Source organism: Planctomycetota bacterium (genome assembly GCA_018242585.1).
Lineage (GTDB): Bacteria > Planctomycetota > Planctomycetia > Pirellulales > PNKZ01 > JAFEBQ01.
Genome location: JAFEBQ010000040.1, coordinates 1 through 25396, shown reverse-complemented (window position 1 = coordinate 25396; position 25396 = coordinate 1). Strand labels below are relative to the sequence as shown.

The 25396-nt window shown below is 63.8% G+C and carries 14 protein-coding genes; 8 read left to right on the top strand and 6 right to left on the bottom strand.

The features are described from left to right. Window positions 1-9 precede the first annotated feature (9 nt). From JSS27_18180 to JSS27_18170, 3 genes are all read right to left on the bottom strand, one after another. A complete protein-coding gene (locus tag JSS27_18180; GenBank protein ID MBS0210875.1) occupies window positions 10-1473 on the bottom strand; it encodes a DUF1501 domain-containing protein in 1464 nt (487 codons plus the stop codon). Between the two features lie 33 nt (window positions 1474-1506). Then, complete coding sequence (locus JSS27_18175; protein MBS0210874.1) at window positions 1507-4839, bottom strand: PSD1 domain-containing protein; 3333 nt, start codon at window positions 4837-4839, stop codon at window positions 1507-1509. Between the two features lie 116 nt (window positions 4840-4955). After that, window positions 4956-7973 (bottom strand): c-type cytochrome, encoded by a 3018-nt coding sequence (locus JSS27_18170; GenBank protein MBS0210873.1) that lies wholly within the window; start codon window positions 7971-7973, stop codon window positions 4956-4958. 387 nt (window positions 7974-8360) lie between these two features. Here JSS27_18170 and JSS27_18165 point away from each other — a divergent pair, with 387 nt between their 5' ends. Continuing rightward, entirely contained in the window at window positions 8361-9164 is an 804-nt protein-coding gene (locus tag JSS27_18165; protein MBS0210872.1) for a tryptophan synthase subunit alpha, read from the top strand. Window positions 9165-9665: 501 nt separating this feature from the next. After that, on the top strand, window positions 9666-10205 hold the full coding sequence (locus JSS27_18160) for a hypothetical protein (protein MBS0210871.1): 540 nt from the start codon (window positions 9666-9668) through the stop codon (window positions 10203-10205). A gap of 315 nt (window positions 10206-10520) precedes the next feature. Here the strand turns inward: JSS27_18160 and JSS27_18155 are convergent, their stop codons facing one another. Then, window positions 10521-11381: a fumarylacetoacetate hydrolase family protein gene (locus JSS27_18155; GenBank protein ID MBS0210870.1), complete on the bottom strand. Its 861-nt coding sequence runs from the start codon at window positions 11379-11381 to the stop codon at window positions 10521-10523. A 501-nt stretch (window positions 11382-11882) separates the two neighbouring features. On the opposite strand from JSS27_18155, the gene JSS27_18150 reads away from it, so the two are divergent. Beyond that, on the top strand, window positions 11883-14150 hold the full coding sequence (locus JSS27_18150) for a diguanylate cyclase (GenBank protein MBS0210869.1): 2268 nt from the start codon (window positions 11883-11885) through the stop codon (window positions 14148-14150). Between the two features lie 531 nt (window positions 14151-14681). Here JSS27_18150 and bioA read toward each other — a convergent pair. After that, complete coding sequence (gene bioA, locus JSS27_18145) at window positions 14682-16037, bottom strand: adenosylmethionine--8-amino-7-oxononanoate transaminase (protein MBS0210868.1); 1356 nt, start codon at window positions 16035-16037, stop codon at window positions 14682-14684. 323 nt (window positions 16038-16360) lie between these two features. On the opposite strand from bioA, the gene rpmB reads away from it, so the two are divergent. The 4 genes from rpmB to JSS27_18125 all read left to right on the top strand — a co-directional run bounded on the left by rpmB (window position 16361) and on the right by JSS27_18125 (window position 20301). Next, on the top strand, window positions 16361-16639 hold the full coding sequence (rpmB, locus tag JSS27_18140; GenBank protein ID MBS0210867.1) for a 50S ribosomal protein L28: 279 nt from the start codon (window positions 16361-16363) through the stop codon (window positions 16637-16639). Between the two features lie 3 nt (window positions 16640-16642). Next, window positions 16643-16933, top strand: coding sequence for an Asp-tRNA(Asn)/Glu-tRNA(Gln) amidotransferase subunit GatC (gatC, locus tag JSS27_18135; GenBank protein MBS0210866.1), 291 nt, complete (start codon window positions 16643-16645; stop codon window positions 16931-16933). A gap of 245 nt (window positions 16934-17178) precedes the next feature. Next, complete coding sequence (gene gatA, locus JSS27_18130) at window positions 17179-18726, top strand: Asp-tRNA(Asn)/Glu-tRNA(Gln) amidotransferase subunit GatA (GenBank protein ID MBS0210865.1); 1548 nt, start codon at window positions 17179-17181, stop codon at window positions 18724-18726. A 348-nt stretch (window positions 18727-19074) separates the two neighbouring features. Then, window positions 19075-20301 carry a hypothetical protein gene (locus JSS27_18125; GenBank protein MBS0210864.1) on the top strand — a complete coding sequence of 409 codons (1227 nt, stop codon included), beginning with the start codon at window positions 19075-19077 and terminating at the stop codon, window positions 20299-20301. 19 nt (window positions 20302-20320) lie between these two features. Here JSS27_18125 and JSS27_18120 read toward each other — a convergent pair whose 3' ends face one another. Then, the gene (locus JSS27_18120) at window positions 20321-22318 is read right to left on the bottom strand and encodes a VWA domain-containing protein (protein MBS0210863.1); all 1998 of its coding nucleotides are present in this window, start codon (window positions 22316-22318) and stop codon (window positions 20321-20323) included. A gap of 500 nt (window positions 22319-22818) precedes the next feature. Between JSS27_18120 and JSS27_18115 the strand changes: the two genes are divergently transcribed. Continuing rightward, window positions 22819-25302 (top strand): thioredoxin family protein, encoded by a 2484-nt coding sequence (locus JSS27_18115; protein ID MBS0210862.1) that lies wholly within the window; start codon window positions 22819-22821, stop codon window positions 25300-25302. Window positions 25303-25396: the final 94 nt, after the last annotated feature.

The following is a 25396-nucleotide window of genomic DNA, read 5'->3' as shown; positions in this document are numbered from 1 at the left end:
GTAGGTCCGCTAGGCGAAGACGCTCTTGACCAGGTTGCCATGCACGTCGGTCAAACGGAAATCGCGCCCGGCGTAACGATAGGTGAGCTTGGTGTGATCGAAGCCCAGCAGGTGCAGCATCGTGGCGTGCAGATCGTGGACGTGCACGCGGTTCTCGACCGCCTGGAAGCCGAAGTCGTCGGTCGCGCCGATCACCTGTCCCCCCTTCACGCCGCCGCCGGCCAGCCAGGCCGAGAAACCATAATGGTTATGGTCGCGGCCGTTGATCTTGCCGGCATTCGCGCCGGGTTGGGGCAGTTCGACCGTCGGCGTGCGGCCGAACTCGCCGCACCAGAGGATCAACGTCTCGTCGAACAGGCCCTTCTGCTTCAGGTCGGCAATCAGGGCGCCGATCGCCTGGTCACATTCCTTGGCCAATCGGCGGTGGTTCTTTTCGATGTCGTCGTGGCTGTCCCAGGGTTGGCCCGCGCCGTGGTAGACCTGGACGTAGCGGACGCCGCGCTCGACCAGCCGGCGGGCGATCAGAATCTGCCGTGCTTGGACGCCGGGGCCGTACATGTCGAGCACGTGTTGCGGCTCGCGCGAGACGTCGAACGCCTCGGCGGCTTCGCGCTGCATACGGAAAGCCAGCTCGTAGCTGTGGATGCGGGCCTCGAGCACCGGGTCGCGCTCGCGCGCGGCCAGGTGCCGCTCGTTGAATTGCGCCAGCAGGTCCAACTCGGTCCGCTGAGCACCGGTCGAGACGCGATCGTTGCGGATGTTCTCGATCAGCTTCTCGATGGCCGTGTGCTGAGTGTCGATGTAGGTCCCTTGATAGATGCCCGGCAGAAACGCCGAACGCCAGTTCTCGGTCCCCTTGGTCGGATAGCCGTTCGGACACATGGCCACGAAGCCGGGCAGGTTTTGATTCTCGGTCCCCAGTCCATAGGTCAGCCACGAGCCCATCGTCGGCCGTGTCAGCCGGCCATCGCCCGAGTTCATTAACATGAGCGATGGTTCGTGATTCGGCACGTCAGCGAACATCGAACGAATGACGCACAAGTCGTCGATGTGCTTGGCCGTGTGGGCGAACAGCTCGCTGACTTCGATGCCGCTCTGGCCGTACTTCTGGAACTTGAATGGCGAGGGGAGCGCGGCGCCAGTTTTGCGCTCGGTTCGCAGCGTGCTGGGCAATTCCTTGCCGGCGTATTTCTCGAGCGCCGGCTTGGGATCGAACGTGTCGACGTGGCTGGCGCCGCCGTTCATGAACAAGTGGATGACGTACTTGGCCTTGGCCGCGAAGTGGGGCGGCTTGGGCGCCATCGGATTGACATAACCCGCCGGGGCGGCCGAGGCCGACGACAGCAACCGATCGTCGTTCAGCACGCCGGCCAAGCCGAGCACGCCCAGTCCCATGCCGGCGCGACGCAGCAGTTGCCGCCGCGAGATCGTCGCGTCGCCGTCGGTGGGATCGTGATTGCAGTGGTGTGACATGAGCGCGTGGCTCCTTGCGGGACGGCAAACGACTTAGTCGATGAACATGAACTCGTTGGTGTCGAGCAGAATCTGGGCCAGCGTTTCCCAAGGACTGAGCGGGCGCGGCAGCGGGCCGTGAAAATCTTTCGCCGCGTCCCAGATGCGACGATCCGTGCCCAGCGACTCGAACCGGGGCAAGAACTCATAGCTGTCAAACGAGCCGCTCTCGCGGCACTGGACCAGCAAGTCGATCACCTCGCCCGGTTGGACATCGATCTTGTCGATCGTCGCGCCAACCGTTTTGTTCTGCGCGGTCCAGCGGTTGAGGATTCCCTGGCGACTCGACACGACGATCAACTCGACGCCGTCCCCCTGGTCGCTGGGGTGCTTGAGCCGGCCCAGGAACTTGACCTGACCCGCTTCGGGTGCGGTCCAGCGAATGACCGCGGAAACGTCGCGACTGGAACCCGGGTGTCCGCCCGTCGGCCCGATCTTCAAATGGCCAAGCTTGGGGTCGGGAAACTTCGGCCCGCCGTTCCATTCCTTGCCCGTCCAGTGAGATATCGTCGTGAAGCCGACAACTTTCTTGGCTTCTTCATCAATGCCGGCGTAACCATATTGCCAGGTGGCCGTGGTGTCCGACTTGGACTTCGGGTTCTCGATGTACCGTCGGGCCAGTTCCAGTTCCTCGGGCTGGGGATCGCGCGCCAGGGCCAGGCGGAACAACGCCGTCACGCGCGTCTTCACATCGTCCGGCTTGCCCTTCAAAGCGCGGGCGGCCAGCTTGCTGGCCTGGTCAATGACCAGCGGCGAGTTCATCATCCACAACGCTTGTTGCGGCACCGTGGTGCGCGGGCGCTGATCGTTGCTAACGTCGGGGTTGGCAAAGTCGAAAATCTGCAGCGCGTTCGGCATGTCTTGCCGATCGACCAGCCCATAGACCGTGCGGCGTGCCGAGTACGGCGACTTGAACAGCTCGACGGGGCGGCCACCGACGCGAGTTTCCAACACGCCCGCCACCGACAGGAGCGAATCGCGCAGCGGCTCGAACTCCAATCGCTGGCGGTTCATCCGCCAGTACCAGTGGTTATCGGGATCGATCTTGGCGCGCCCTGGCTCGACGTGGCTCGCTTGCTGATACGTGGCCGAGAGGACCATCAGCCGGTGCAGTTGCTTGACGCTCCAGCCTTGTTCCATGAATTGCGAGGCCAGCCAGTCGAGCAACGCCGGGTGAGACGGCGGGTCGCTGCGCGTGCCAAAGTCGCTGGGGCCTGGGACGATGCCGGTGCCGAAGTGGTGCAACCAGACGCGGTTGGCCATCACGCGCGCGGTCAGCGGGTTGTCGCGGCTGGTGATCGCTTGGGCCAGTTCGAGCCGGCCGCTGCCGCGCGTGAAGGGCTGTCGCCCCGACGGCGAGGCGGCTTCGTAAAACTGGCGCGGCACTTGCTTGCCGCGCCGGCCCGGATTGCCGCGAATGAAGACCACGGGATTGTTGGGCTGTGGCGCGTCGTTCAGGACCATCGCGCGCGGCGGCGCGGCCGGCGACGTGGCCTTGAGGTTCTCGATCTTGCGTTCGAGCTGAGTGTACGTGTCGCGTGTCTTGCGATCGAGCAAGCCGCGAATCTCCCCTTCCGACACGCGGACAGGTGATTTGTCGCCATAGAAGACCTGGCGCAGTTGCTCGGCCGCCGGGTCGTCGAGCTTTTCGGGGCGCTTGGCATCTTGGCCTTCGACCGGCTTGGCTTGCAGCTCGGTCCATTGCTTGTCGACGTCGGTCAGGGCCTGCTGGTAGATCGCGATCAGATCGTTCATCGAGCGCGGCGGCGCGGCCAGGAACGCCGTGAGCAGAATGCGGTTGTGCTTGGCCTTGGCTTCGGTCTCGTTCTGCTTGAGCCGCTCGACGATCTTGTCGACTTCGCGGTCGAAGTCCTGGCCGGCTTCGGTGAGCTTCGAGCATTCATGCCAGAGGGCAAACGCCGAATCGAACGGCTTGCCATGCTTGGCCAGAAAATCGCGCCAGCGGCGGACGATTGGCGCCCGGGGCTCCCCTTGCCGGAACGAGAACATGAAATCGTCTTCGGCGTTCTTGTCCTTGCGCGATTTCAGACGTTCGATCAGCACTTGGGCCAGGTAGTCGCCGACGCGTGCGCGAACTTCTTGTTCGAGGCCGACGCGGGCTTTTTCCAGGTAGTCGCGTGCGTCCTTTTCGCGGGTCGCGAGTTCGGTTTGGAACTTCTGGTAAGCCGGCCCGTCCTCGGATTCGCCGATTTGCGGCAAGTCTTTCGGCTCGACGCAACTGGCAAACACGCCATACATCGAATAGTAGTCGTCGGTCGGAATGGGGTCGTACTTGTGATCGTGGCAGCGAGCACAACCGACCGTCATGCCCAGCAAGCCGCGCGAGACGACGTCGATCCGGTCGTCGATGATGTCGGCCGTGTTGTTCGAGAAGCGCCGACCGACGGTTAAGAAGCCGAGCGCGGCCAGCGCTTGTGGCTCGCGCGGGTCGGGCAACAGGTCGGCCGCGAGCTGTTCTTGGACAAAGCGGTCGTACGGCAGGTCGCGATTGAATGCATTGATGACATAGTCGCGATAGGTATATGCATACGGGTAGCGGCGCTCTTCGGTGAAGACGTAGCCCTTGGTGTCCGAGTAGCGGGCCACGTCCAGCCAGTGCCGCGCCCAGCGCTCGCCATAGGCGGGCGACGCCAACAGCCGCTCGACCACCTTGGCAAAGGCGTCGGGCGATTTGTCGGCGGCAAAGGCTTCCATTTCTTCATAAGTCGGCGGCAAGCCGGTCAGGTCGAACGTCACGCGCCGCAACAGCGTGCGACGATCGGCGGCGGGTGACGGCGCAAGCTGGTGCGCGTCGAGTTCGGCCAAAATGAAGCGATCGACCGGCGTGCGGCACCAGGCTTCGTTGCTGACTTTCGGCAACTCGGGCTTCTTGACTGGTTGATAGGCCCAGTGGGTGCGACGTTTTTCTTCGTAGCTGTCGCGGGGCTCGTGCGCGGCCGGGGTGGTGCTTTGATCGGCGGCGACGTTGGCCGGCCAGGGCATGCCCATTTTTACCCAGGTAGTCAGGGCGGCCAATTCATCGGCGGGTAGCTTGCCATCGGGGGGCATCTGCACATCGCCGTCGTAGCGGGTGACCTGGATCAGACGACTGCGATCGGGTTCGCCGGCCACGGCCACCGGCGCGCCGCCCGCCCCGCGCATCAGGAACTCGCGCGAATCAAGTCGGAGCTCCGCCTCTTGCTCCTTGGGACCGTGGCAACTGACGCACTTTTCGTTCAAGAGCGGGCGAATCTTCTTCTCGAAGAACTCTTCCTGCTCGGGAGGAATCTTGGGCGCGGGCTTGGCCGGCTCGGCAGCCCAGGTCACGGTTGCGATCGTTGCTGCGCCGACCGCGAGCGCACTCCACACGGCCACACAGCGCACTGCGTGAATAGCTAGCCGCCACCGTTGATCGTGAGTGTGTTGCGTCATGGCGTACTACTTCACTGTCCGGCGGTCGGCACGCGAACCGACATTTTCGAGTCGACGTAACGCCAGTTCTTCACGAACGAAATGCAATCGGCCATCTCCTGGAGCGAAATGTTCTTTTCCAAGCCGTCGGGCATCAGCGAGATGCCGTTCGATTGTAACTCGTCGATGTTGCCGCGCAACAGAGTCAGCGTCTTTCCCTCGGGCACGCGCATGGTCAGCGAGCTGGGCGTTTCGGCCAGAATGATCCCGGTGTAGGCCAGCCCATCGGTGGTTACCAACGTATAGCTGACGAAGTTGTTATCGATTGCCCGGTTGGGCTGTAGAATGTCGGTCAACACTTGCAGTTGCGACTTGGCCGGCATGAAGCCCAGACTGGGACCGACGTCGATGCCGACGTCGCTCAGCCGGTGACAGGTGCTGCAGTTCTTGCGGAAGACTTCCTTGCCACGAACCGGGTCCGCTTCCAGCTTCAACGCCGCCTGGTACTGATCGAGCACCTTCGTCCGATCGGCCGGCAGCGCCGAGGCCAAGAGCTTCGTCGCCCGTTCGCGAATCTTCACATCGGCCAGCTTGGAAAGTTGCGTGGCGCGGGCCACGCCCAACTCGCCGGGCTTGAGCTTGCCGGCTTCGATGGCGTCGAGCAGCGCCACGATCCGTTCCGGCCGGGCGATCAGCCCATCGAGCAGCACGTTGCGCACCGACGGCGATTGACGCGGCAACAGCTCGAGCAGCGTCAGCCCGACGCGCGGATCGGCGAACGTCGCCAGCACCGACGCGGCGCGGGCTCGCAACGGTTGCGACGCCTCGCTTCCGGCCAGCGTCTTCAACACCGGCGCGGCGGTGTCGTAGGCGACGTATCGCAGTACGTCGCAGGCTTCGAGTCGCACCGCTAGCGAGGCTTTCTCGCTTTGGGCGGCTTCGACCGCCTGGGCGGTCACCTGGTCGACCAGGGCGCTAACTTCGCTCGAGTCGCTTGACTTGGCCAGTTGCGATAGGTTGCCCCCTTTGCTGCGCATTCCGGCGGCGACGGCCTGGAACGCGGTCAGTTGCAACAGCGTGGCGCTGGGGCCGGTCGATTGTCGCGCCGCCAGCAACACCTGGGTAATCGGTCCCGCGTCGCGGCTGGCGCCGATCATGCGGACCACGTTCTCGAGTAACGCCAACTGCGCTTCCGAGGCTTCGCCACCGGTCGCGCGCAACGAGTCCATCAATCGCAAGGCCACGGTGGGCATATGTTCCGGCCGCGCGCACATCACGGCTCGGCCCGCCCAGACGTCTTCGACATCGCGGACGGCGACCTTGGCCAGCCCGCTGCTCACGTCGTCGCCGGTCACGCCACCTAGGCTGAGCGCCGCTTGAAAACGAACGCGCGCGTCGGCGTCGTCACACAGTTTTACTGCCGCTGTCTTGAGCGACGCCACGTCGGCCAGACGTGATTCGGCCAACCGCAGCGCCTGTTCGCGGACGTTCGCATCGGCATCGGCCAGTGCTCGCTGCACATCGTCGGCTTGCAGCGACTTCAAACCTTCGAGCGTCCACAAGGCCTGGGCACGTGCGGCAGGCGCTTTGCCCGAGGCGGCCATCTTGCGCAAAGCTGGTACGGCCATTTGATCTTGCCGTTCATACAACAACCGGGCCGCCGTCTCGCGCCACCAGGCGGTGGGCTGTTCAAAGTACGCGACCAGGTCGGCCGACGACGCCTTGCCGAGTGCCGGCTGCGCTGGCTTGGCGACTGGTTTCGTGCTGACAATTCGGTAGATGCGCCCGCGGTCGTCACCGTAGCGCAAGTCGGGGCGCTTCTTCAACTCCTCGGGCATGAACTGCGGGTGTTCGATGACCGCGCGGTACATATCGACGATGTACAACGCGCCGTCCGGCCCGGTCTCGGTATTCACCGGTCGGAACCAGGTGTCGCGCGTGGTCAGAAAATCGCGATCCTTCCGGGCCGGCGTGCCCACGAAGGTGGCGCCGTTCGACGCGATGGTTTCACGATGGATCAGGTTGCCGGTCGGCTCGCAGGTGAAGCTATTGCCGTAGTACTCGGCCGGCAGCGCATGGCCGCGAAAGATGCAAATGCCGCAGGCGGCGGTGAACTGGCCCGCGTGGTTGATCGACGTAGTCCAGGTTTCGCTGATTGGGAAGATGTGCGAGGCGTCTCCCGACGCCGCCACGTCGGTTTGCACGGCGGCAATCGTGGCCAGCGGGTTGCGGTGTAAATACTGTTCGGCCAACACCACCTGAATCAGCGGGTTACGGTTGCTGACGATGAACCGGTGGCCATAGTCGTCGAACGTCATGCCGAACTGCCCCGCCCCGGCGGCCAGTTCGCCGGTGGTCCCGAGCGGGTCGAAGCGCAGGTCTCGGTTTCTCAGCGGCAACGGCTGGGGATCTTTGGCCCGGGCCGAGACAGCCGTCCCGCCGCGCAGACCCGAGTTGACATACACATAATTGTCCAGCGCGAAGCGGGGGTGGTTCACGCGCAACTGCGGGTTCTCTTCGGCAAAACCTGTGAACCAGACTTCGGTGTTGTCGGCCTGGCCGTCGCCGTCGGTATCGCGCAGGTACACGACCTTGCCCGAGATCGTGGCGAGCAGCCCGCCACGCCAGGGAAGGATGCCCGTGGCGAACAGCAGCTTGTCGGCAAAGGTGCGGGCCGTTTCATAGCGGCCGTCGCCGTCGCGGTCTTCGAGTACGCGGATTCGCGACCGGCCGGGTTCGCCAGGGGCGGGGGGATCGGGATAGTCGCGCATTTCGACCACCCACAAGCGGCCATCTTCGTCAAAGCGACAGGCCACCGGGTCAATCACCTCGGGCTCGGCCGCCACCAACTCGATGCGTACCCCCTCGGGTAGGACAAAGTTCTTGAGCGATTCCTCGGCCCCGACGGGGCTGACCAGGACGGCCGCCGGGGCGGCCTGGGTTGCGGAGGCGGCGGGCTTGTCGGCCGGGTTGGCGGCAAAAGCCATCGCGGAGGTCAAGCCGAGCAACGTGCAAAGACACAACCAGCGCCAGGTGAACATTTGAGCCATCGGTGCGGTCCTTAAGGCGGGAGAAACGAAAGGCGGGCAGGTGCGGCAGGCCGAAGCCATTATAGTCGAACCCCACGGGCCTCGGAACCAGTTATTTGCGGCCACAGTTACGCTAAACCCCGCTGGCAACGGCGGGTAGTGGATCAGTTTGAAGAATCAGGGTGGCGGGGTCAGAACGCAGTGATGGCCCCGAACCGCAATCACAGGGCCATCGCTGCGCTCTGACCCTGCCACCCAACGTCTTTGGATTCAAACTGACCCATTACCCAACGGCGGTTCGACGGTAGACAGTCGGTGCCGAACGGCTATCTTGGAGCGTTTCGCGGTCATCGCTTGCCCGCAAGCGATGACCCGCAGCCGAACCTACCCGCCGGTCGAGTGGTATTCATGTCAGCAGTCGATCAATTGTTCGCCAAGCTCAAAGCCGACGGCCGCAAGGCGCTGATGCCCTTTGTGACGGCGGGCGATCCCGACGTGGCCTTCACTCGCGAGGTGTTGGTCGAGTTGGTGCGGCGCGGGGCCTCGATGTGCGAGTTGGGTATTCCCTACAGCGACCCCATCGCCGACGGCCCGGTGATCCAGGCGTCATATACCCGGGCGCTGGCCAAGCATTTGAAGCTGGCCGACATTCTGAAGATGACCGGCGAGGTGACCCCCAAGCTGGCCGCGCCGGTCGTCACGATGGTCAGCTATGCAATCGTGCTGCGGCACGGACTACAGAAGTACGTCGACGACGCCAAGGCGGCCGGCGTGGCGGGGGCGATCGTGCCCGACCTGTTGATCGAAGAAGCGTCGGAGTTGGCGGGCATCTGTCGGAAGGCCGACTTCAACCTGATTCAACTGGTCACGCCGACCACCGGGCGCGAGCGGGCGTTAAGAATTGCCGAGTCGTCGACCGGGTTCGTGTATTACGTTTCGGTCACCGGCATCACGGGCGAGCGGACGCAACTGCCGCCGCAACTGATCGAAGAAGTCGGCTGGCTCCGCGAGCACAGCGGCAAGCCGATCTGCATCGGCTTTGGCATCAGCCAGCCGGAACACGTGAAGCTGCTAGCGCCGGTGGCCGACGGGCTGATCGTCGGCAGCGCCGTGGTCCGCCGGATTGCCGAGGCCGCCACCCGGCCGCGGGCCGACGTCTTGCGCGAAGTGGGCGATTACGTGGCCACGCTAGCCGCGGCGCTCAATCCGTAACGCCCCGTTGCTTGTTCCAGCTTGCCGCCGGGTAGCACCGATTGCTCGTCAATCGGTGTTGCGCAGCAACAAGAGGGGCCGAGCGCCGCTTTCCCCAAGACACAGCGTTGATTCTTCGGTCACCGCGTTCGCGACACCTCTTGCAGGCTGCGCCTGCCCTGGTTGCAAGCAACCAGGGCTACCCTGTGACGCAATGTACAAAGTGGCGTCGCGCGCCACAGGCTTCGTAATCGCGCATTCCGCCCCTGGTGGTGGCAATCGGTCGGCAGCCTGGAGAAACCGGCCTTGACCCTTGGAAAAATGCGTGCATACACTTGAATAGGACGCCTTGCCGGAGACAAGGCGTCAAGCTGGTTCAAGGCAGTTGGCTGCGGCGCAGTCGATCGGCCTCGCGGACGACTTACCGGCTGACTCCGCCAGGCTGGCACGTTCCAAAGATCGGCCAGCGCCCACCCCGATTTGGTTCGAGCCGCCGACTGACGCGGCGGGGAGGGAATTGCGATGGATGCTCGTCACTCACGGGTGCCGCTGGACCGCTTCTTTAGCGGGATGGCCGAGTACACCTTTCAGACCCGGCTGGGCGTCGTCGACCCGCCCATGGTCGAATACATCGCCGAGTTGCTGACGCGGTTCGTCCACTGCGACAGCGTCTACAAAGTCCGCAATCTGACCGGTAACCGGCTGTACGAAGTGGCCGAGATGTTCGTCGAAGCCCAGGCCCGACACGGCGAGCAACGCCGCGAGGCCCACCGGCACATCGGCGACTTCACCCTGTTCTGGGCCGGGTTCTATCCCGAGGCTCTGGCCAAGAAGACCGGCAAGGCCCGCTTTGACTGCTTTGTCGATTACTGCCGGCAAGGAAAACGGGCGTATCACATCGCCAGCACGCTGGGGCCGGACGACCGGACGGCCGAGAACGAACTGTTCGAGCGCTTGAGCCAGGAGTTCGATATGTGCGTCTATGGACTCAACGAGCTGCGCCGCGAATGGGAACACGGCGACCCGCCGGCCGAAGGCGCGGGGCCGATCATCGTGACTTGAGCTTTTCTGTCGCCGAGAAGACTAGCCACGGAGGCACAGAGTCACGGAGCCTGGCACGGAGGGGGATGAGATTGAGGGGAGCAGTGCCAGGTGAATGTTGATCGCTGGTGATGCGGGCAACACACATCCATTGTCACTGGGCCAGCGCGAACCCTTCTCCCTCGGGGAGAAGGTGGCCGAAGGCCGGATGAGGGTCCACTCGCCACTTCAAATCGCGCCAGCCTGATGCGCACCCCTCACCCGGATCGCTGCGCGATCCACCCTCTCCCACAAGGGGCGAGGGTGAGGAAACCAAGAGGCGCTCCTGAATTAACCCTACGGTCCAACGACCGGATTCCGTAGCACCCCGAGCTTTTCGATCTCGACTTCCACCACGTCGCCGGGTTTCAGGAACACCGGCGGCTTGCGGGCGAAGCCGACGCCCGACGGCGTGCCGGTGTAGATCAAATCGCCCGGCATCAACGTCGCCACCTGCGACACGTACGCGATCAGGTGCGGGATCGTGAAGATCAATTGTTCGGTGTTCGAGTCTTGCATCGTCTGGCCGTTCAGCCGGCATTGAATCCGCAGCTTGCCGGCGTTGCCGACTTCGTCGGGCGTGACCAGCGTCGGACCCAGCGGCGCGAACGTGTCGAACGACTTGCCCAGCAGCCACTGCCCGCCCGGTTTTTCCTGCTGCCAGTCGCGAGCCGAGACATCGTGCCCCACGCAGTACCCTGCCACGAAATCGAGGGCGTGCTGCTGGGGAATGTTCCGCCCGGCGCGGCCGATGACGACCACAAGTTCGGCTTCGTAGTCGACCTTCTGGCTGACGGCGGGCAATACGATCGGCGCTTCGTGCGCGCTAAGCGCCGTGGCGAACTTACAGAAGATCACTGGCTCGGTCGGCGGCTCCTTGCCCCCTTCGCGAGCGTGGTCGGCGTAGTTCAGCCCGACGCAAATGATCTTTTGCGGGTCCAACACCGGGCTGAGCAGCTTGACCGAGCTGGCCGGCACGGTCGCGGAGGCTTTCTGGCCGGCCTCGGCTGCCAGTGTCAGCAGCTTCGATCCACCGGCGATGATTTCCTTGACCGAGTTGGGCAATCGCGCGTCGGTCGCCTGCAAGTCGACGTATCCGCCTCCCTTGACCAAGCCAGCCCGCGGACCCAAAGCGCTTTGAAACGTGACGAACTGCATCGAGCGTACTCCCCAAAAATGTGACGGGTCAGTTTGATGAAGCGGGGTGGCGGGGTCAGAACGCAGTGATGGCCCCGAACCGTTATCACGGGGCCATCGCTGCGCTCTGACCCCGCCACCCAACGTCCTAGATTCAAACTGATCCACTACCCCAAAAAAGCGTGCGACCGGCACAACCGTGACGCCGCCAGGGGCCGGAGAGCCGACGGCGACGACGCTCAGGTTATGCGAGGCGTGCCCCCGAGACAACCGGCCGCGGCTGACGGCGGCGCAATCGCACTACCTAGGGACACCCGCCACGCGCACCCCTGCACAATTGTCACAGCCGGCAAAAACTCGCGTTTTCCCGGCCGAACGCACCGTCCGCGCCGGTTTGACACCCGGGCGAGGCAACCTAGGTTTGAGTAAACGCTTAGCGACACATGGGTAGGGTCGCGCGCGACGATCTTCACGGGTCGCTTGCGCTGTAAGCGCTTACCGAGCCGCCGATTCAGGGTTGCCATGGACACTACCGCCTCGAACAGCGTTGCCGGGACGTCGGACTGCAAAGCGTCCGCCACGGCCAATCAATTGAACGAGATCGCTTCGCTGCTCGAGCGCATTGACGGCGCGGTTCGCAACGAGTCGAGCGCCCTCAACGTGACGCGGGCGCCGCAAAACGATCTGGCGCAAGTCCGGCTGGGCATCGCCAGCGGTCTGTTCGCCGCCCTGCGCGGCAAGCACGAACCGACGGCCGAGCACTGTCTGCGCGTGGCGCTGGGCTGCTCGACCTGGGCGGCGCGGATTGGCTTGCCGACCGAACAACGTGACGAGATCGAACTGGCCGCCATCCTGCACGACATTGGCAAGATCGGCGTCGCCGATTCGGTCCTGCTGAAGCCGGGCGCGCTGTCGGTTCACGAACTGGCCCAGATGGACGCCCACTGGCAGACGGGCCTGGAAATCTTGCGCAGTTGCTGCTCGTCGCCGGCCGTGCTAGAGATCGTCCGCTACGCCCGTAGCTGGTACGACGGCTCGAAGCATCGCCAAGAGTTGCTCGGCGACCAGATTCCGCTGGGTGCGCGAATGTTGGCCATCTGTGACGCCTTCGACGCCATGATGTCCGACCACGTCTATCGCCGCGCGCTGCCGCTGGAACGCGCTTACAACGAGTTGTACACCAACGCCGGCAAGCAATTCGACCCGGCACTGGTCGTGTTGTTCATCAAGCTGCACGATCTGGACGGCATGGAACCCTCGCCCGAGATTCTGCGGCACTGGCTGCACGACCTTTCACCCGACGCGGTCAACGCCCCCTGGAAGCGCCGCGAGGGGAAGCTGTCGCCGACCACGACGGCCGCGCGCTCGACCGACGACTTGTTCTACAACAAGCTGCTCGACAACATGCACGACGCCGTGGTGTTCGTCGACAACAACAAGCGAATCACCCTCTGGAATCGCGGCGCGGAACGCCTGACCGGCATTCCCGCCTCGAGCGTCCACCAGCGGCACTGGATTCCCAGCCTGGTCAAGATGCGCGACGAGCGCGGCCGGCTGGTGAAAGACGAAGAATGCCCCGTGGCCCACGCGCTCGAGACGGGCGTCCAGTGGCTGCGGCGCTTGATCATTCGCGGCCGCGGGGGACATGAATTGGCGGTCGACGCCCATGCCGCGCCGGTGATGGCGGCCGACGGCACGCGCCAAGGGCTGACGCTGATTTTCCACGACGCCTCGTCCGAGACTTCGCTCGAGGAGCGTTGCCAGAACCTGCACGAGCTGGCCACGCGCGACCCGCTGACCGGGGTGGCCAACCGCGCCGAGTTCAACCGCGTGATCATGCAGTTCGTGGCCGCCCACTTGGAAAGCAAGCGGCCTTGCAGCTTGATCATGTGCGACATCGACCGCTTCAAGCAGATCAACGATCGCTACGGCCACCCGGCCGGCGACGCCGTGATTCGCAGCTTTGCCCACCTGTTGCAAAACGCCGTGCGGACGGGCGACCTGGTCTCGCGCTATGGCGGTGAAGAGTTCACGATGCTGTGCGCCGATTGCGACTTGGCCAGCGTGAACGCGCGGGCCGAAGAGATTCGCATGGCCTTCGCTCAACTGCCCCAGTCCGACCTGGAAGGTCGTTGCGTCTCGGCCAGCTTTGGCGTGACCGAAGTCCAGCCAGGCGACACGGCCGATTCGCTGTTGGCTCGGGCCGACCGGGCGCTGTTGATTGCCAAGGAAACCGGCCGCAACCGCGTGGTGCAACTGGGCTCGGGGAGCGGCGGCGCCCACGACGACGAATCGCCGACCAAGACCCTGCTGGCCGGTGGCGACATTCTGCTCTCGCAAGAGCTGATGACCCAATCGCCGATCGACCGCACGATCGACAAGCTGCACGGCTTTGTCGCCGACCATCAAGGCGAGGTTGTGGCGATCGAAGGGAACGAAGTGCAGATTCGCCTGGGCAACGACGAAAGTCTGTTCCGTCGCAAAGGTGACCGGCAGGTGACCGTGCTGATGAATCTGCGGATGATCGAAGAGCACCCCCAAGCCGAGCGCGGCACGAGCAGTGGCCTGACGCGGACACGCATCAAGCTGGAGATTCGCCCCGCCAAAAGTCGCGACCGGCGCAAGGCCGAGTCGATCGAACGGGCGAAGCAGATGCTGATTAGCCTGCGGTCGTACATGATGGCGACCGAGGTCTCGGCCCGCGTGCAAGCCACGCCCGAGCCGGAGCGCGGCTTCTTCGGCAACATCAAGGCAATCTTCATCACCCCGCCACCCGTGGACGATCGGTAAGGGCCGGTTGGTCCGTTGTCAGTGGGATTTCGCTGCATGCCAACTGCTAGTCGCTAACCGCTTCCTCTAGCAACTGACCACGGACCACTGACGAAGTCATCCATCATCACCGAGCCAGCGCAAACCCTTCTCCCTCCGGGAGAAGGTGGCCGAAGGCCGGATGAGGGTCCACGTTGCCTCTCATTGGCGTGGAATATCGACCACGACGACACGACGGTCACGACGCCGGAGAAGAGCAAGGCGATTGAACCGCAAAGACGCAAAGTTCGCAGAGAAAACCGCGGAGGCGGGGCCAAGAGAACTCGTGAGCCATTCTCAGGTGAATGGAGTTTCGGAATGCGCCATGCGGATGCCGTCATTCCCGCGCAGGCGGGAATCTAGTGGTTGCGGTCGGCGTCTAGATTCCCGCCTGCGCGGGAATGACACTCAGTCCTGGTAGGATACGCACCCCGTGCGTACCGCTTGTTGGCACCCGCTTCCTGGTACGCACAGGGTGCGTACCCTACATGACTTTTGGTCTTTGGACAGAGATTACCTCGCGAACTCCGCCGCAATCGCTTGCTCGACCGCCTGCATCATCCGGTCGAGTTCCTCCAGCGTGATCGCTAGTGGGGGCATGATCACGATTTCGTCTCCCAGCGGGCGGAGCATGATGCCTTGCTCGCGCGCGCGACGACAGACGTTTCGCCCGCGGCCTTCGCTCGTTGGGAACGGCTCTTTGGTTGCGATGTCGCGTACTAGTTCGATGCCCGCCAGCAAGCCGCATTGACGCGCGTCGCCCACGTGGGGCAATCGGGCGATCTGCGCGAGATGCTCCTGTAGCCGCGCGATCTTGGGAACCAAACCTTCGAGCACGCGATCTTCCTCGAACACGTCGAGCGACGCCAACGCCACCGCCGCCGCCAGCGGGTTCCCTCCGTACGTGTGGCCGTGGAAGAACTGCCGGCCCTCTTCATTGCGTCCCAGGAATGCCTGCCAGATTTCGGTCGTCGCCAATGTGGCCGCCATAGGCAAGTAGCCCGCCGTCAGCCCCTTGGCCAGGCACATCAGGTCCGGCGTCACTCGTTCGTGTTCACAGGCGAACATCCGCCCGGTGCGGCCGAACCCCACCGCCACTTCATCGGCCACCAGCAGCACGTTGTACCGCCGCGTCAACTCGCGCAAGCCGCGCAAGTAGCCCGACGGATGGACGATCATCCCGGCGGCACACTGGACCAGCGGTTCGACGACCAGCGCGGCCAGGCGCTGGTGATGCTCGGCCAACAGCGCTTCGGCCTGGGCTAAGTAATGTTCCGCCGCGCGTTCGATAGGCACGTCGACCGGCCGGCGATAGACGTGCGGCGTGGGCAGTCGCAGCACCTCAAACAACAACGGCTGGAACAATGCGTGAAACCGTGGCATGCCGCCGACGCTGACGCTGCCAAGGGTGTCGCCGTGATACGCCTCGCCCAGCGCCGCGTAGCAGGTTTTCTCGGGGCGCGGCGTGGGGCACTGCCGCCAATATTGAAACGCCATCTTCAGCGCCGCTTCGATGGCCGTTGAACCGTCGTCCGAGAAGAAGACGTGATCCAGTCCCGCCGGGGCGATCTCGACCAGCCGACGTGCCAACGTGACCGTCGTCGAGTTCGACGCGCCCAGCGAAGTGGTGTGAGCCACCTTGCCCAGTTGCTCGACGATTGCGGCGTCGAGCCGCGGATGCCGATGGCCGTGGACGTTGCACCACAGGCTGCTGGTCCCGTCCAGGTATTCGCGCCCGTCGATATCGACCAACGTACAGCCGTGGGCTCGCTCGATCAGCAACGGCTCGTACTCGGCCATTTGCGTGAAGGCGTGCCAGACCTCGCGGCGGTCCCACTGTTCGATTTCCTGGCGCGTCGAGCGTGGCATAACGGGCGTGAGCGAGTGTCGGAACGCGAGGCGGTTAAATGCTGGCAGACCAATCGGTTGCGCCCGGATCGATCCCCTTGCGGCCTTGGGCCGAACCGGTATACTGTTACGTTCTTATACTTCGAGCGGCCTGGGGGTTATAGCCCCGGGGCCGTTTCCATCGGCCAGACGGGTGTACGAAGCGCCGTGGGCCGAGCGCAGGGCTGTGGAAAAGTCGTCGAATCAGGATCGACGCCGGCCGTGCGACGAAAGACAGGGAACAGAACAGTAGTCGAACAGAATAGTAATCGACTGGAACAGTCATCGAGTGGAGTGGTGCGACAATGCCCAAGGCATGCGACGTTTGTGGTAAGGGTCCGATGATCGGCAATCAGGTCACGACCCGCGGTAAGGCCAAGTATTTGGGCGGCGTCGGTACCAAGATCACCGGCATCACCAAGCGGCAGTTCAAGCCGAACTTGCAGCGGATTCACGTGACCGAGAACGGCACGAACAAGACGATCAACGCCTGCACTCAGTGCATTCGCAGCGGTCGGATTGTGAAGCGCGTCCGTGCCCAGCCGTTCCGTCTGCCCGCCGAAGCTGGCGGCAAGAAGAAGTAAGCGATGGGCCTGACTCGCGATCAGGTGAACAAGGTGGCGCTGTTGGCCCGGCTCGATCTGACCGAGGCCGAGTTGGCGACCATGACCACGCAGCTCCAGGCGATTGTCGGCTATGTCGAGTCGCTGGGCGAGTTGAACACCGACGCGATCACGCCCCTGTCGCATCCGCACGAAGTGAGCAACGTCTTTCGCGACGACACGGTCGTCCCCAGCCTGGACCGCGAGGCCATTCTGGCCAACGCCCCCAAACGCGACGCCGAGTGCTATCTGGTCCCGGCCGTGTTGGGCGAGTAGGCCGCTCACCCCTCGTCGATATGCTCCAAGCCGGCGACTCGGTCGCCGTCGAACGGCGGCAGAGCCGCCGGCTTGGTTGCGAGTCAATCAATTCCGTGATGACGGGTGGCTTGCTCACCAGAGTGAAGCGTGTACAACGTCTCTGGTAGCCTCCTCCGGTAGGGTGCATTCCATGCACCTTATCTGTGATCATGAAGGCCGATTCGCACGGCGCTCGGAATGCAACCCACCGGAAGTAGCCGCCCATGTCGCTCATCAACCTGACTGCCACCGAACTGCTAGGCCAAATGCAGTCGGGCCAAGCGACCTCGGTCGACATCACCCGGGCGTTCATCGAGCGCATCAAGCAAGTCGATGGAAGGGTCGGCGCTCTGCTGCGCTACGACGCCGACAGCGCGCTGGCCCAGGCCGAAGCGGTCGACCGCAAGCGCCGCGCCAAACAGCCCCTCGGCCCGCTGGCCGGCTTGCCGATTGCGGTCAAAGACCTGATTTGCAGCACCGGCGAACTGACCACATGCGCTTCGAAGATTCTGAAGGACTTCCGCGCGCCGTACGACGCCACCGTCATCATGCGGCTCAAGGGGGCCGATGCGGTGCTGTTGGGGCGCACGAATCTCGACGAGTTCGCGATGGGGGGCTCGACCGAGAACTCGGGCTTTCAGCCCACGCGCAACCCGTGGGATCTGTCGCGCTCGCCCGGCGGCAGCAGCGGCGGTTCGGCGGCGGCCGTGGCGGCGTCGCTCGCTCCGTTATCACTCGGGACCGACACCGGCGGTTCGATCCGCCAGCCAGCGGCGTTTTGCGGCATCACGGGATTAAAGCCGGGCTATGGCCGCGTCAGTCGTTTCGGCCTGGTGGCATTCGCCAGCAGTTTGGATCAAATCGGGCCGATGGCCTGGACCGTCGAGGACGCGGCGCTGCTCTTGGGCGTGATTGCCGGCCACGATCCGCGCGACTCGACCAGCGTGAACCAGCCGGTGCCCGACTACCTGGCGGCGTTGCGCCGGCCGCTGGACGGCTTGACGCTGGGGTTGGTGCGCGAACACTTCGCCGCCGGGCTTGATGGTGAAATCGAGTCGGCCGTGCGCGAGGCGATTCGCCTGTACGAGTCGCTGGGCGCGAAAGTAAAAGAAGTCTCACTGCCGCACAGCAAGTACGGCGTGGCGGCGTACTACCTGGTCGCGCCGTGCGAGGCGTCGAGCAATCTGGCCCGCTATGACGGCATTCACTACGGCCATCGCGCCGACGAAAAAGCGATTCAGGCTGAGTTCGAGGCCGATCGCAAGCAACTTGTCGCCGCCGGCAAGCACGAAGCGGCCGAGCGACTCGACATGCCGCTGGTGCGTCTGTATCGCCGCAGTCGCGAAGAAGGGTTCGGCCCCGAAGTCAAGCGGCGGATCATGCTCGGCACCTACGCGCTGAGCGCGGGCTATTACGACGCCTACTATTTGAAGGCACTCAAGGTCCGCCGGCTGATCCAGCAGGACTATCTCGACGCATTCAAGCAGTGCGAGCTGTTGATTGGCCCGGTGACGACGACTCCGGCGATCAAGCTGGGGGAAAACGCCAACAACCCACTGGCGATGTACTTGCTGGACCTGTACACGGTGACGGCGAACCTGGCCGGGGTGGCGGGCATTTCGATTCCCTGCGGCTTCACCAAGGCCGGGCTGCCGATCGGCTTGCAGTTGCAAGGGGCCGCGTTCGCCGAGGACCGGCTGCTGCACGCAGCCCAGCAGTACCAGGCGAAAACCGATTGGCATCAAAAGCGGCCGGCGCTCGCTTCGGGGTAGCACCGGTTGCTAGGCAACCGGTGTCGCGCCTGCGACAAGAGGTCCGAGCGGAAGAGTCGGCGGGTGATACGCTCTGGCCCATTGGTCTTGATCGTTGGGGGCCGTTGAATCGCCGCCTCTTGTGGCTTCGCCACACCGGTTGCCGAGCAACCGGTGCTACCCACTAGCGGTTAGCAATTAGCGACTAGCGATTAGACGGAAAGTCGCCTGTGAAAGCCCAGGGACAGCTGTCCCTGGGTCGAACTTCTAGCGGCTCCATCTCGCCAACTCGACACCGATTCCCGGGCTGGCTAGAGTGCAGTTTCCCGCCCGACTTTCTTCGTCTGTCGTGAGTGGAGCCACCCAATCGTGAAACGATTCTGGACGTTGCTAATCGTGCTCGCCATGTTAGCCGGCAACGCCTCGTCATCGGCGGCCGAGTTCCGGCTGCGCGATGGCGATCGCGTGGTGCTGCTCGGCGGCACGGTGATCGAGCGCGAGCAAAAGTACGGTTGCTGGGAGACGATGCTGACCTCGCAATTCCCGGGTCGCAACATCATGTTCCGGAACCTGGGCTGGAGCGGCGACACCGTATGGGGCGAATCGCGGGTGCTGCCCGGCAAGCCCGAGGATGGCTACCGGGCCCTAGTCGAACAGGTCGCGGCCGCCAAGCCGACGGTTGTCATCCTGGGCTACGGCGGCCACGAAGCCTTGGCGGGCGACGCGGGGCTGCCGAAGTTCAACGCCCTGGGGAAGCGGCTGTTCGAGATGCTCGAAAAGACGGGCGCTAGGATCGTGGTCCTCGCCCCATTGAACCACGAGAAGCTGCCCGCCCCCCAGCCCGATCCCGAGGCGTACAACAAACAAGTCTGGCACTACCGCGACGCATTGCACGATTTTGCCATCGGCCGCGATCACTTCTGGGTTGACCTGGAACCCTGGCTGCGTGAGGTGACCACCGGCGACCAGCCGCTGCGGCTGACCGACGACGGTGTGCAGCTTTCGCCAGTCGGCTACCTGATCACGGCGGCGGGACTCGAAAACGAAATGCAACTGCCGCCGGCGGGTTGGAAGGCGGAGATCGACGCTTCGGGGGCGGTTCGCCATGTGGTGAGCGCCGACCTCAAGGACATCAAGCGAACCGACGCTGGGCTGACGTTCAGGGCCACGGCTCATCGCTTGCCCTTCACGGCCATTACACGCCAGCCAGGGCGCGAAGTGACGCTCAACATTCACAATCTGCCGGCGGGAAATTACCGGTTAACGATCGACGGGGTGAGGATTCTGGAGGCGTCGAGCGACGATTGGGCCGGCGGCGTCGCCGTGGATAACCCGGCCTCGCTGCGCCAGCTTGACCAGTTGCGCAGCGCGATCATCAAGAAGAACGAACTTTTCTTCCATCGCTGGCGGCCGCGGAACTTCACCGATCTATTCGGTGTCCACAAGCACGAGCCAGGACAGAACGCCCAGGAGATCCCCGAGTTTGACACGCTGGTCACGGAACAAGAACAGCGCATTGCCGAGCTGCGCCGGCCAGGCCCGCACCGGTTCGAGCTCTCGCGCGTGGCCCCGACCGCAGCGAACGACAAGCGATGACCGCATTGAAGCTCGCCGCTTAGAACTTTGGCAGCACGACGTTGCGGCGACGGGGGTCGTCCCAGTTGTCGCGAATGTCAACGCCAAAGCCGCGGGCCAGTTCGTTCCGCGCCCGTGATGCGTACGGAGTCCCCTCGTGCTCTTTGGCGACGTACTTGAGGGCTTCGATCGCCTTCTCGCGCAAGTCCTTGGTCTTGGCGTCGGTCAGCGTGCGCGCGGTCGTGAACAGATTCCATTCGTTCGACTTGGCATCCTTCGGCGGTTTGAATTCTTTCGCGGTCTTTTCCAGCAGCGCCGAATACTCGTGCAGACGGACCTGGAAGGCGAGCACCTGGGCATAGATCAAGTCGTAATTCGCCCGCCAACGCAGGCTGTCCTCGCGGGCGCGTAGCCCCTTGACCTTTTCCAGCTCCTTTTGCGCCTGCTCGTACATCGGGATCAGCTTTTGCGCCTTGGCGTAGTTCTCCTTGGCCTGCTCGGTGAAGCCCGGCTGATCGATCGCAAAGTTCCACCACTTGACCTGCACCGCGGCCGCCTGGGCCTTGTCGTCGGAGTAAGGGTTGAAGATGCCGATCATCCGCCACAGCGTCTTGCGGAATTCGTGCTTGTCGCGCTCGGCCATGTAGTCGGATCGCGTGCTCAAGTCGGGCAAGTACGGCCGCATCGTTTCCAGGTTGTATTTCGTGGCGTCGCGCCCGACCAGGTTCACCTCCGGGCTGGGCAACATGAAGAACACGCCGTTCGTCTCGCGGGCGATGCGCGTTTGGGCATAGGGGCCAAAGCCGCTGGCGTGAGCGTCATAGCGGCGGACAAAGCCGTCGACCTGCAACTGCTCGGCGTACGGCGTCTCGGGCCCGCGATCGATCTGCAGCCAGTGGACCGTCTTGGTCTCGGGGTCGATGTACCGCATGGTGCCGTACGGGTAGCCGAACACCGCCTCGCGAGCCAGGAAGTAGACCGGCGAGCGCAGCGATTTGCACTCGGCGATGGTCGCTTCCATGTTGCTCCAGTTGCTCTGTGGGTCGCCACTTTCGTCGGTGACCACAATGGTCATCAACTGCCGCCGACCTTGATTGGCGTACTTCACGTGCTGGCCCACGGCGGTCGTAATGGCCGGGCACATTTGCTCCTGGCCCGAGGGGTCATTCGGAACTTTCTTGATGGCGGCCTGAATCTCCTTGACGTCCGCCGTCGGCTTCGTGGTCAAGAAGTGCAGATCCTTGCCATAGCTGCAAATGCTGGTCAGCAGTTGGTCACCTTGGGCCGTGGTGGCGATGCCCAACTCGGCGTAGACCCGATCGATCTTGGCCGTGATTTCGGTTCGGTCGTCGAGCATGCTTTCCGATTCGTCAAAGCACCAAATCACCAGCACCTTGCCGTTGTTCAGCTTGGTGAGGATTTCTTGCGTGATCCGGTCGACGGCGTCCTGGTAGTTGTTGACCGATTGAATGGCGTCGCCGACCGTCCCCTTGGGAACATTGGCGGCAAAGACCTTCGAGCTTTGATTGAACGGGTTCAGCTCGCCCGGGTCGTAGCGAACCGCTTCGGCCACCACTTCGGAAGTATCGGCGGTCATCGTCGGCGCCGAAGGGAGCGCGGCCGCGGCCATGCCCACCAGCCCGGTGTGCGTGACTTCCACGCCCGAGATCGGCTCGAGCGTTTTGGAGGGCTCGGGGTCGTCTTCGAGCACCTGGTTCAACAAATCTTCCGGCGTCTCGGCCACGCTGGCCACCAGCGGCACGACCAGTTCCTTGGTCGGCACCTGGTTCTTGATCAGCCCCAGCAGGATCAGCGCGATCGCATGGACGATCATCGACACGCCGCACGACGCGCCGAACTGGATCATCTGACGACGACGCACCAGGGCGTCGAAGTCGGCGTCGATGTCCGCCATCGAGCGTGGCGGCTCGGCCGCCGGTTGCTGAGCCGGTGCGGTTGCAGGCTGGGTTGCCGCCGGAGCTTGTTGGGTAACAACCGCTGCACTGGGGCTAGCATCGGACTGCGGAGTGGTGCTCACGGCATCCTCGTCGTTGAAGACGTCTATTACAGGCAAAGTGAATTCATCTGCGCAGCGACCGCCGGGCGTGGCGGCGCGGCAGCCGCGCGGCGGGCGTCCGGTCGATATGTTAGTAAATGGTAATGACTTGGGCCGATGACGGCAACCTTTTTGCCCCCCTGTCATCATCGTTGGATCGCTGGCTGGCCGAAACCAATGGGCCCGGCCGCGCATCCAAGTCCTTGGATATTCGCCGACTGGCCGCCTGGCGTACAATCTTTACATCCAGCGCGGGCTGGTCGGGTCTGCCCAAGTTGCCTGTCCCGCTCGCGCGAAACGTCCAAAAAGCAGCTACTGTTGGCGACCTTGGCCGTCGAAAGCCGAGGTGGGTTCTCACCTGCCCCATTCTCGGCGATTATGGTATAGGGTCTGCCCGTTCCCACCTTCGTGGGACGCCACCGAACTCGAGGGGTTAGACGCACATGCACGCGCGTTTGTTTCAACGAATTTCAGCTTTTCACGTGTTGCCGGCAGCCGTCGGCGTTTGGGCCGTCGCGCTGGCCGCAGCGGCCCAGTTCGCGGTGCCAGGGCTCCCTAGCGGCTCGGACGATGAAACGATCACGGTCACGGCCCAGTTCACGGCACCGGCCGCGGGACAGCCGTCGCGACTGTTTGTCACGGCTAAGATCGCCGACGGCTGGCACGTCTTCTCGGTGACGCAACCAGCCGGTGGGCCGGTTCGCACGAACATCACCCTGGCCGCGGATCAAGCGGCCAAGTTGGCCGGCAAGTTCGCGCCGACCACGCCCCCTAAGAAGCATCCCGAGCCGCTGTTCGACAACACGACGGTCGAGGAGCACGAGAAGCAGGTCATCTGGTACGCACCGCTCGAGTGGTCGGCCGCGCCGAACGAAGCGACGACGTTGAATGGCGAGGTATTGGCGCAAGCCTGCTCGGCCAACAGTTGCCTGCCGCCGCGCAAGATCAAGTTCACGGCCAAACTCGGCCCCGGCGTGCCGGTCGACGCCAAAACCGCCTCGGCCGAGCCACAGGACAACGCCAAGGACCAAGGCCAGCAAAGCGACTCGGGTTACCGCCAGGATGAGTCCCATCTGGTGCTGACTGGCGTGGTCGAGCCGCGCGGCGTCGCGCCGGGCGGGCCAGCGGTGTTGAAGATTCGGGCCGTGCCGGTCGAGGGCTGGTACGTCTATGCCTATGCGACCAGCCCCGATCAGCCCGGCCCCCGGCCGACGCTGCTTCATGTGGCGTCGAGCGGCGGACTGCAGGTCGGCGCGGTGACGGCGAGTGTGGCCCCCGAAGTCAAGCAATCGAGCGACGCGGCATTGCCCCCCGCCAACATTCACAAAGGCCCGGTCGAATGGTCGGTGCCGATCACCGTGCCTGCCGATGCGCAGGCCGGCGCGTTGAACGTCGAAGGTTCGATCGCGTACATGACTTGTTCGACCGACCAGTGCGATCGGCCCACCGGGGCCACGTTCCGCACCCAGCTCGAAGTCGGCAAGCCGGACGCTGGCCCGTCGAAAGTGACGTTCGCCAACGCCAAGTACATCACCGCCGTCGCCGCCTTGAAGGAAAGGCCGGCCACGAATGGGCCGGCGGCCAACGCCAGCCCGACGCTCAATCTAGACAACATTCGCGCGGTCGAAGTCGTCGACACCGCGAGCATGCCGTTGTGGAAGGCGATGTTGTTCGGCTTTGGCGGCGGCTTCATCTTGAACTTCATGCCCTGCGTGTTGCCGGTCATCGGTTTGAAGCTCTTGTCGTTCGTGCAGCAAGGTGGCCAATCGCGCGGACGCATTGTCTCGTTGAATCTCGCGTATGTCGCAGGTCTAATGTGCGTGTTCATGATCCTGGCCGTGCTGGCCAGCTTCTTCAATTTGGGCTGGGGGCAGTTGTTCACCTACGCCGGCTTCACCATCGGACTGACGGCGGTCGTGTTCGTGATGGGGCTGAGCTTCCTGGGCATTTGGGAAGTGCCGGTTCCGGGCATGGTTGGCACCGCCAAGGCCAACGATCTAGCGGCTCAGGAAGGTTTGCCCGGGGCGTTCTTCAAAGGGGCGCTGACCACGCTGCTGGCCACGCCCTGCACTGCGCCGCTGCTGGCGCCGGGCCTGGCCTGGGCAGCCAGCCAGCCGCCGCATCTTTCGTTTGCGTTGTTCGCCTGTGCCGGCCTGGGCATGGGGAGCCCCTATCTGGTGATCGGCGCGGTGCCGAGTCTGGCACGCATGCTGCCGAAGCCGGGCGCTTGGATGCAGACGTTCAAAGAGGTGATGGGCTTTGTCCTGCTGGCGACCGTCGTCTATCTGCTCACGCTGCTCGAGTGGCCGTTGGTGGTGCCGACGGTGATGCTGCTGGGCGGGCTGTGGGCCGGGTGCTGGTGGGGAGCCAAGACGCCGCTCTACGAATCGGCGGGCAAGCTGGTGAAGGCCTGGACGCAAGCGATCGTCGTCGCCGGCGCGGTCGGGGCGGTTGCGTTCCTTTGGGTGGCAGAGCATACGGCGTTTCGCTTTGATCGGGACGTCGACAATCGCGTGGCTCATCACTTGGCCGCGGCCAAGCGATCGGACAAAGTCACGCCGCAAGTCGATCCCAGCCGACTGCCGTGGGAACCATTTTCAATCGAGCGGCTGACCGCGCTGGCCGGCGAACGCCGAACAGTGATGGTCGACTTCACCGCCGACTGGTGCCCAACTTGTAAGTGGCTCGAAAAGTTCGTGCTCAATACGCCGCCGATGCAGGAGGCGGTCGCAGAACGCGGAATTGTCACTTTGCTCGCGGACTGGACACATGGCGATGACGATGTGACCACGATGATGGATGCGTTTGGCGGTGGCAAACAAATCCCTGTTTTGGCGATCTTTCCTGAGGGTCGCTTTGACAAGCCGATCATCTTGCGCGGTGGCTATACGCAAGACAAGTTGTTGAAGACCCTAGCGGATGCCGCGCCGAAAGTAGACGAAAAAGCTCGCACGGCACGGCGGTGAAAATCGACGAGCGATGAATAAGCTAGCGGCTGGCTGTCCAGCATTCATCGTTTCGCGTTGATCGTTTTCTCTAGAGCCTGTTATTGACTTAAAT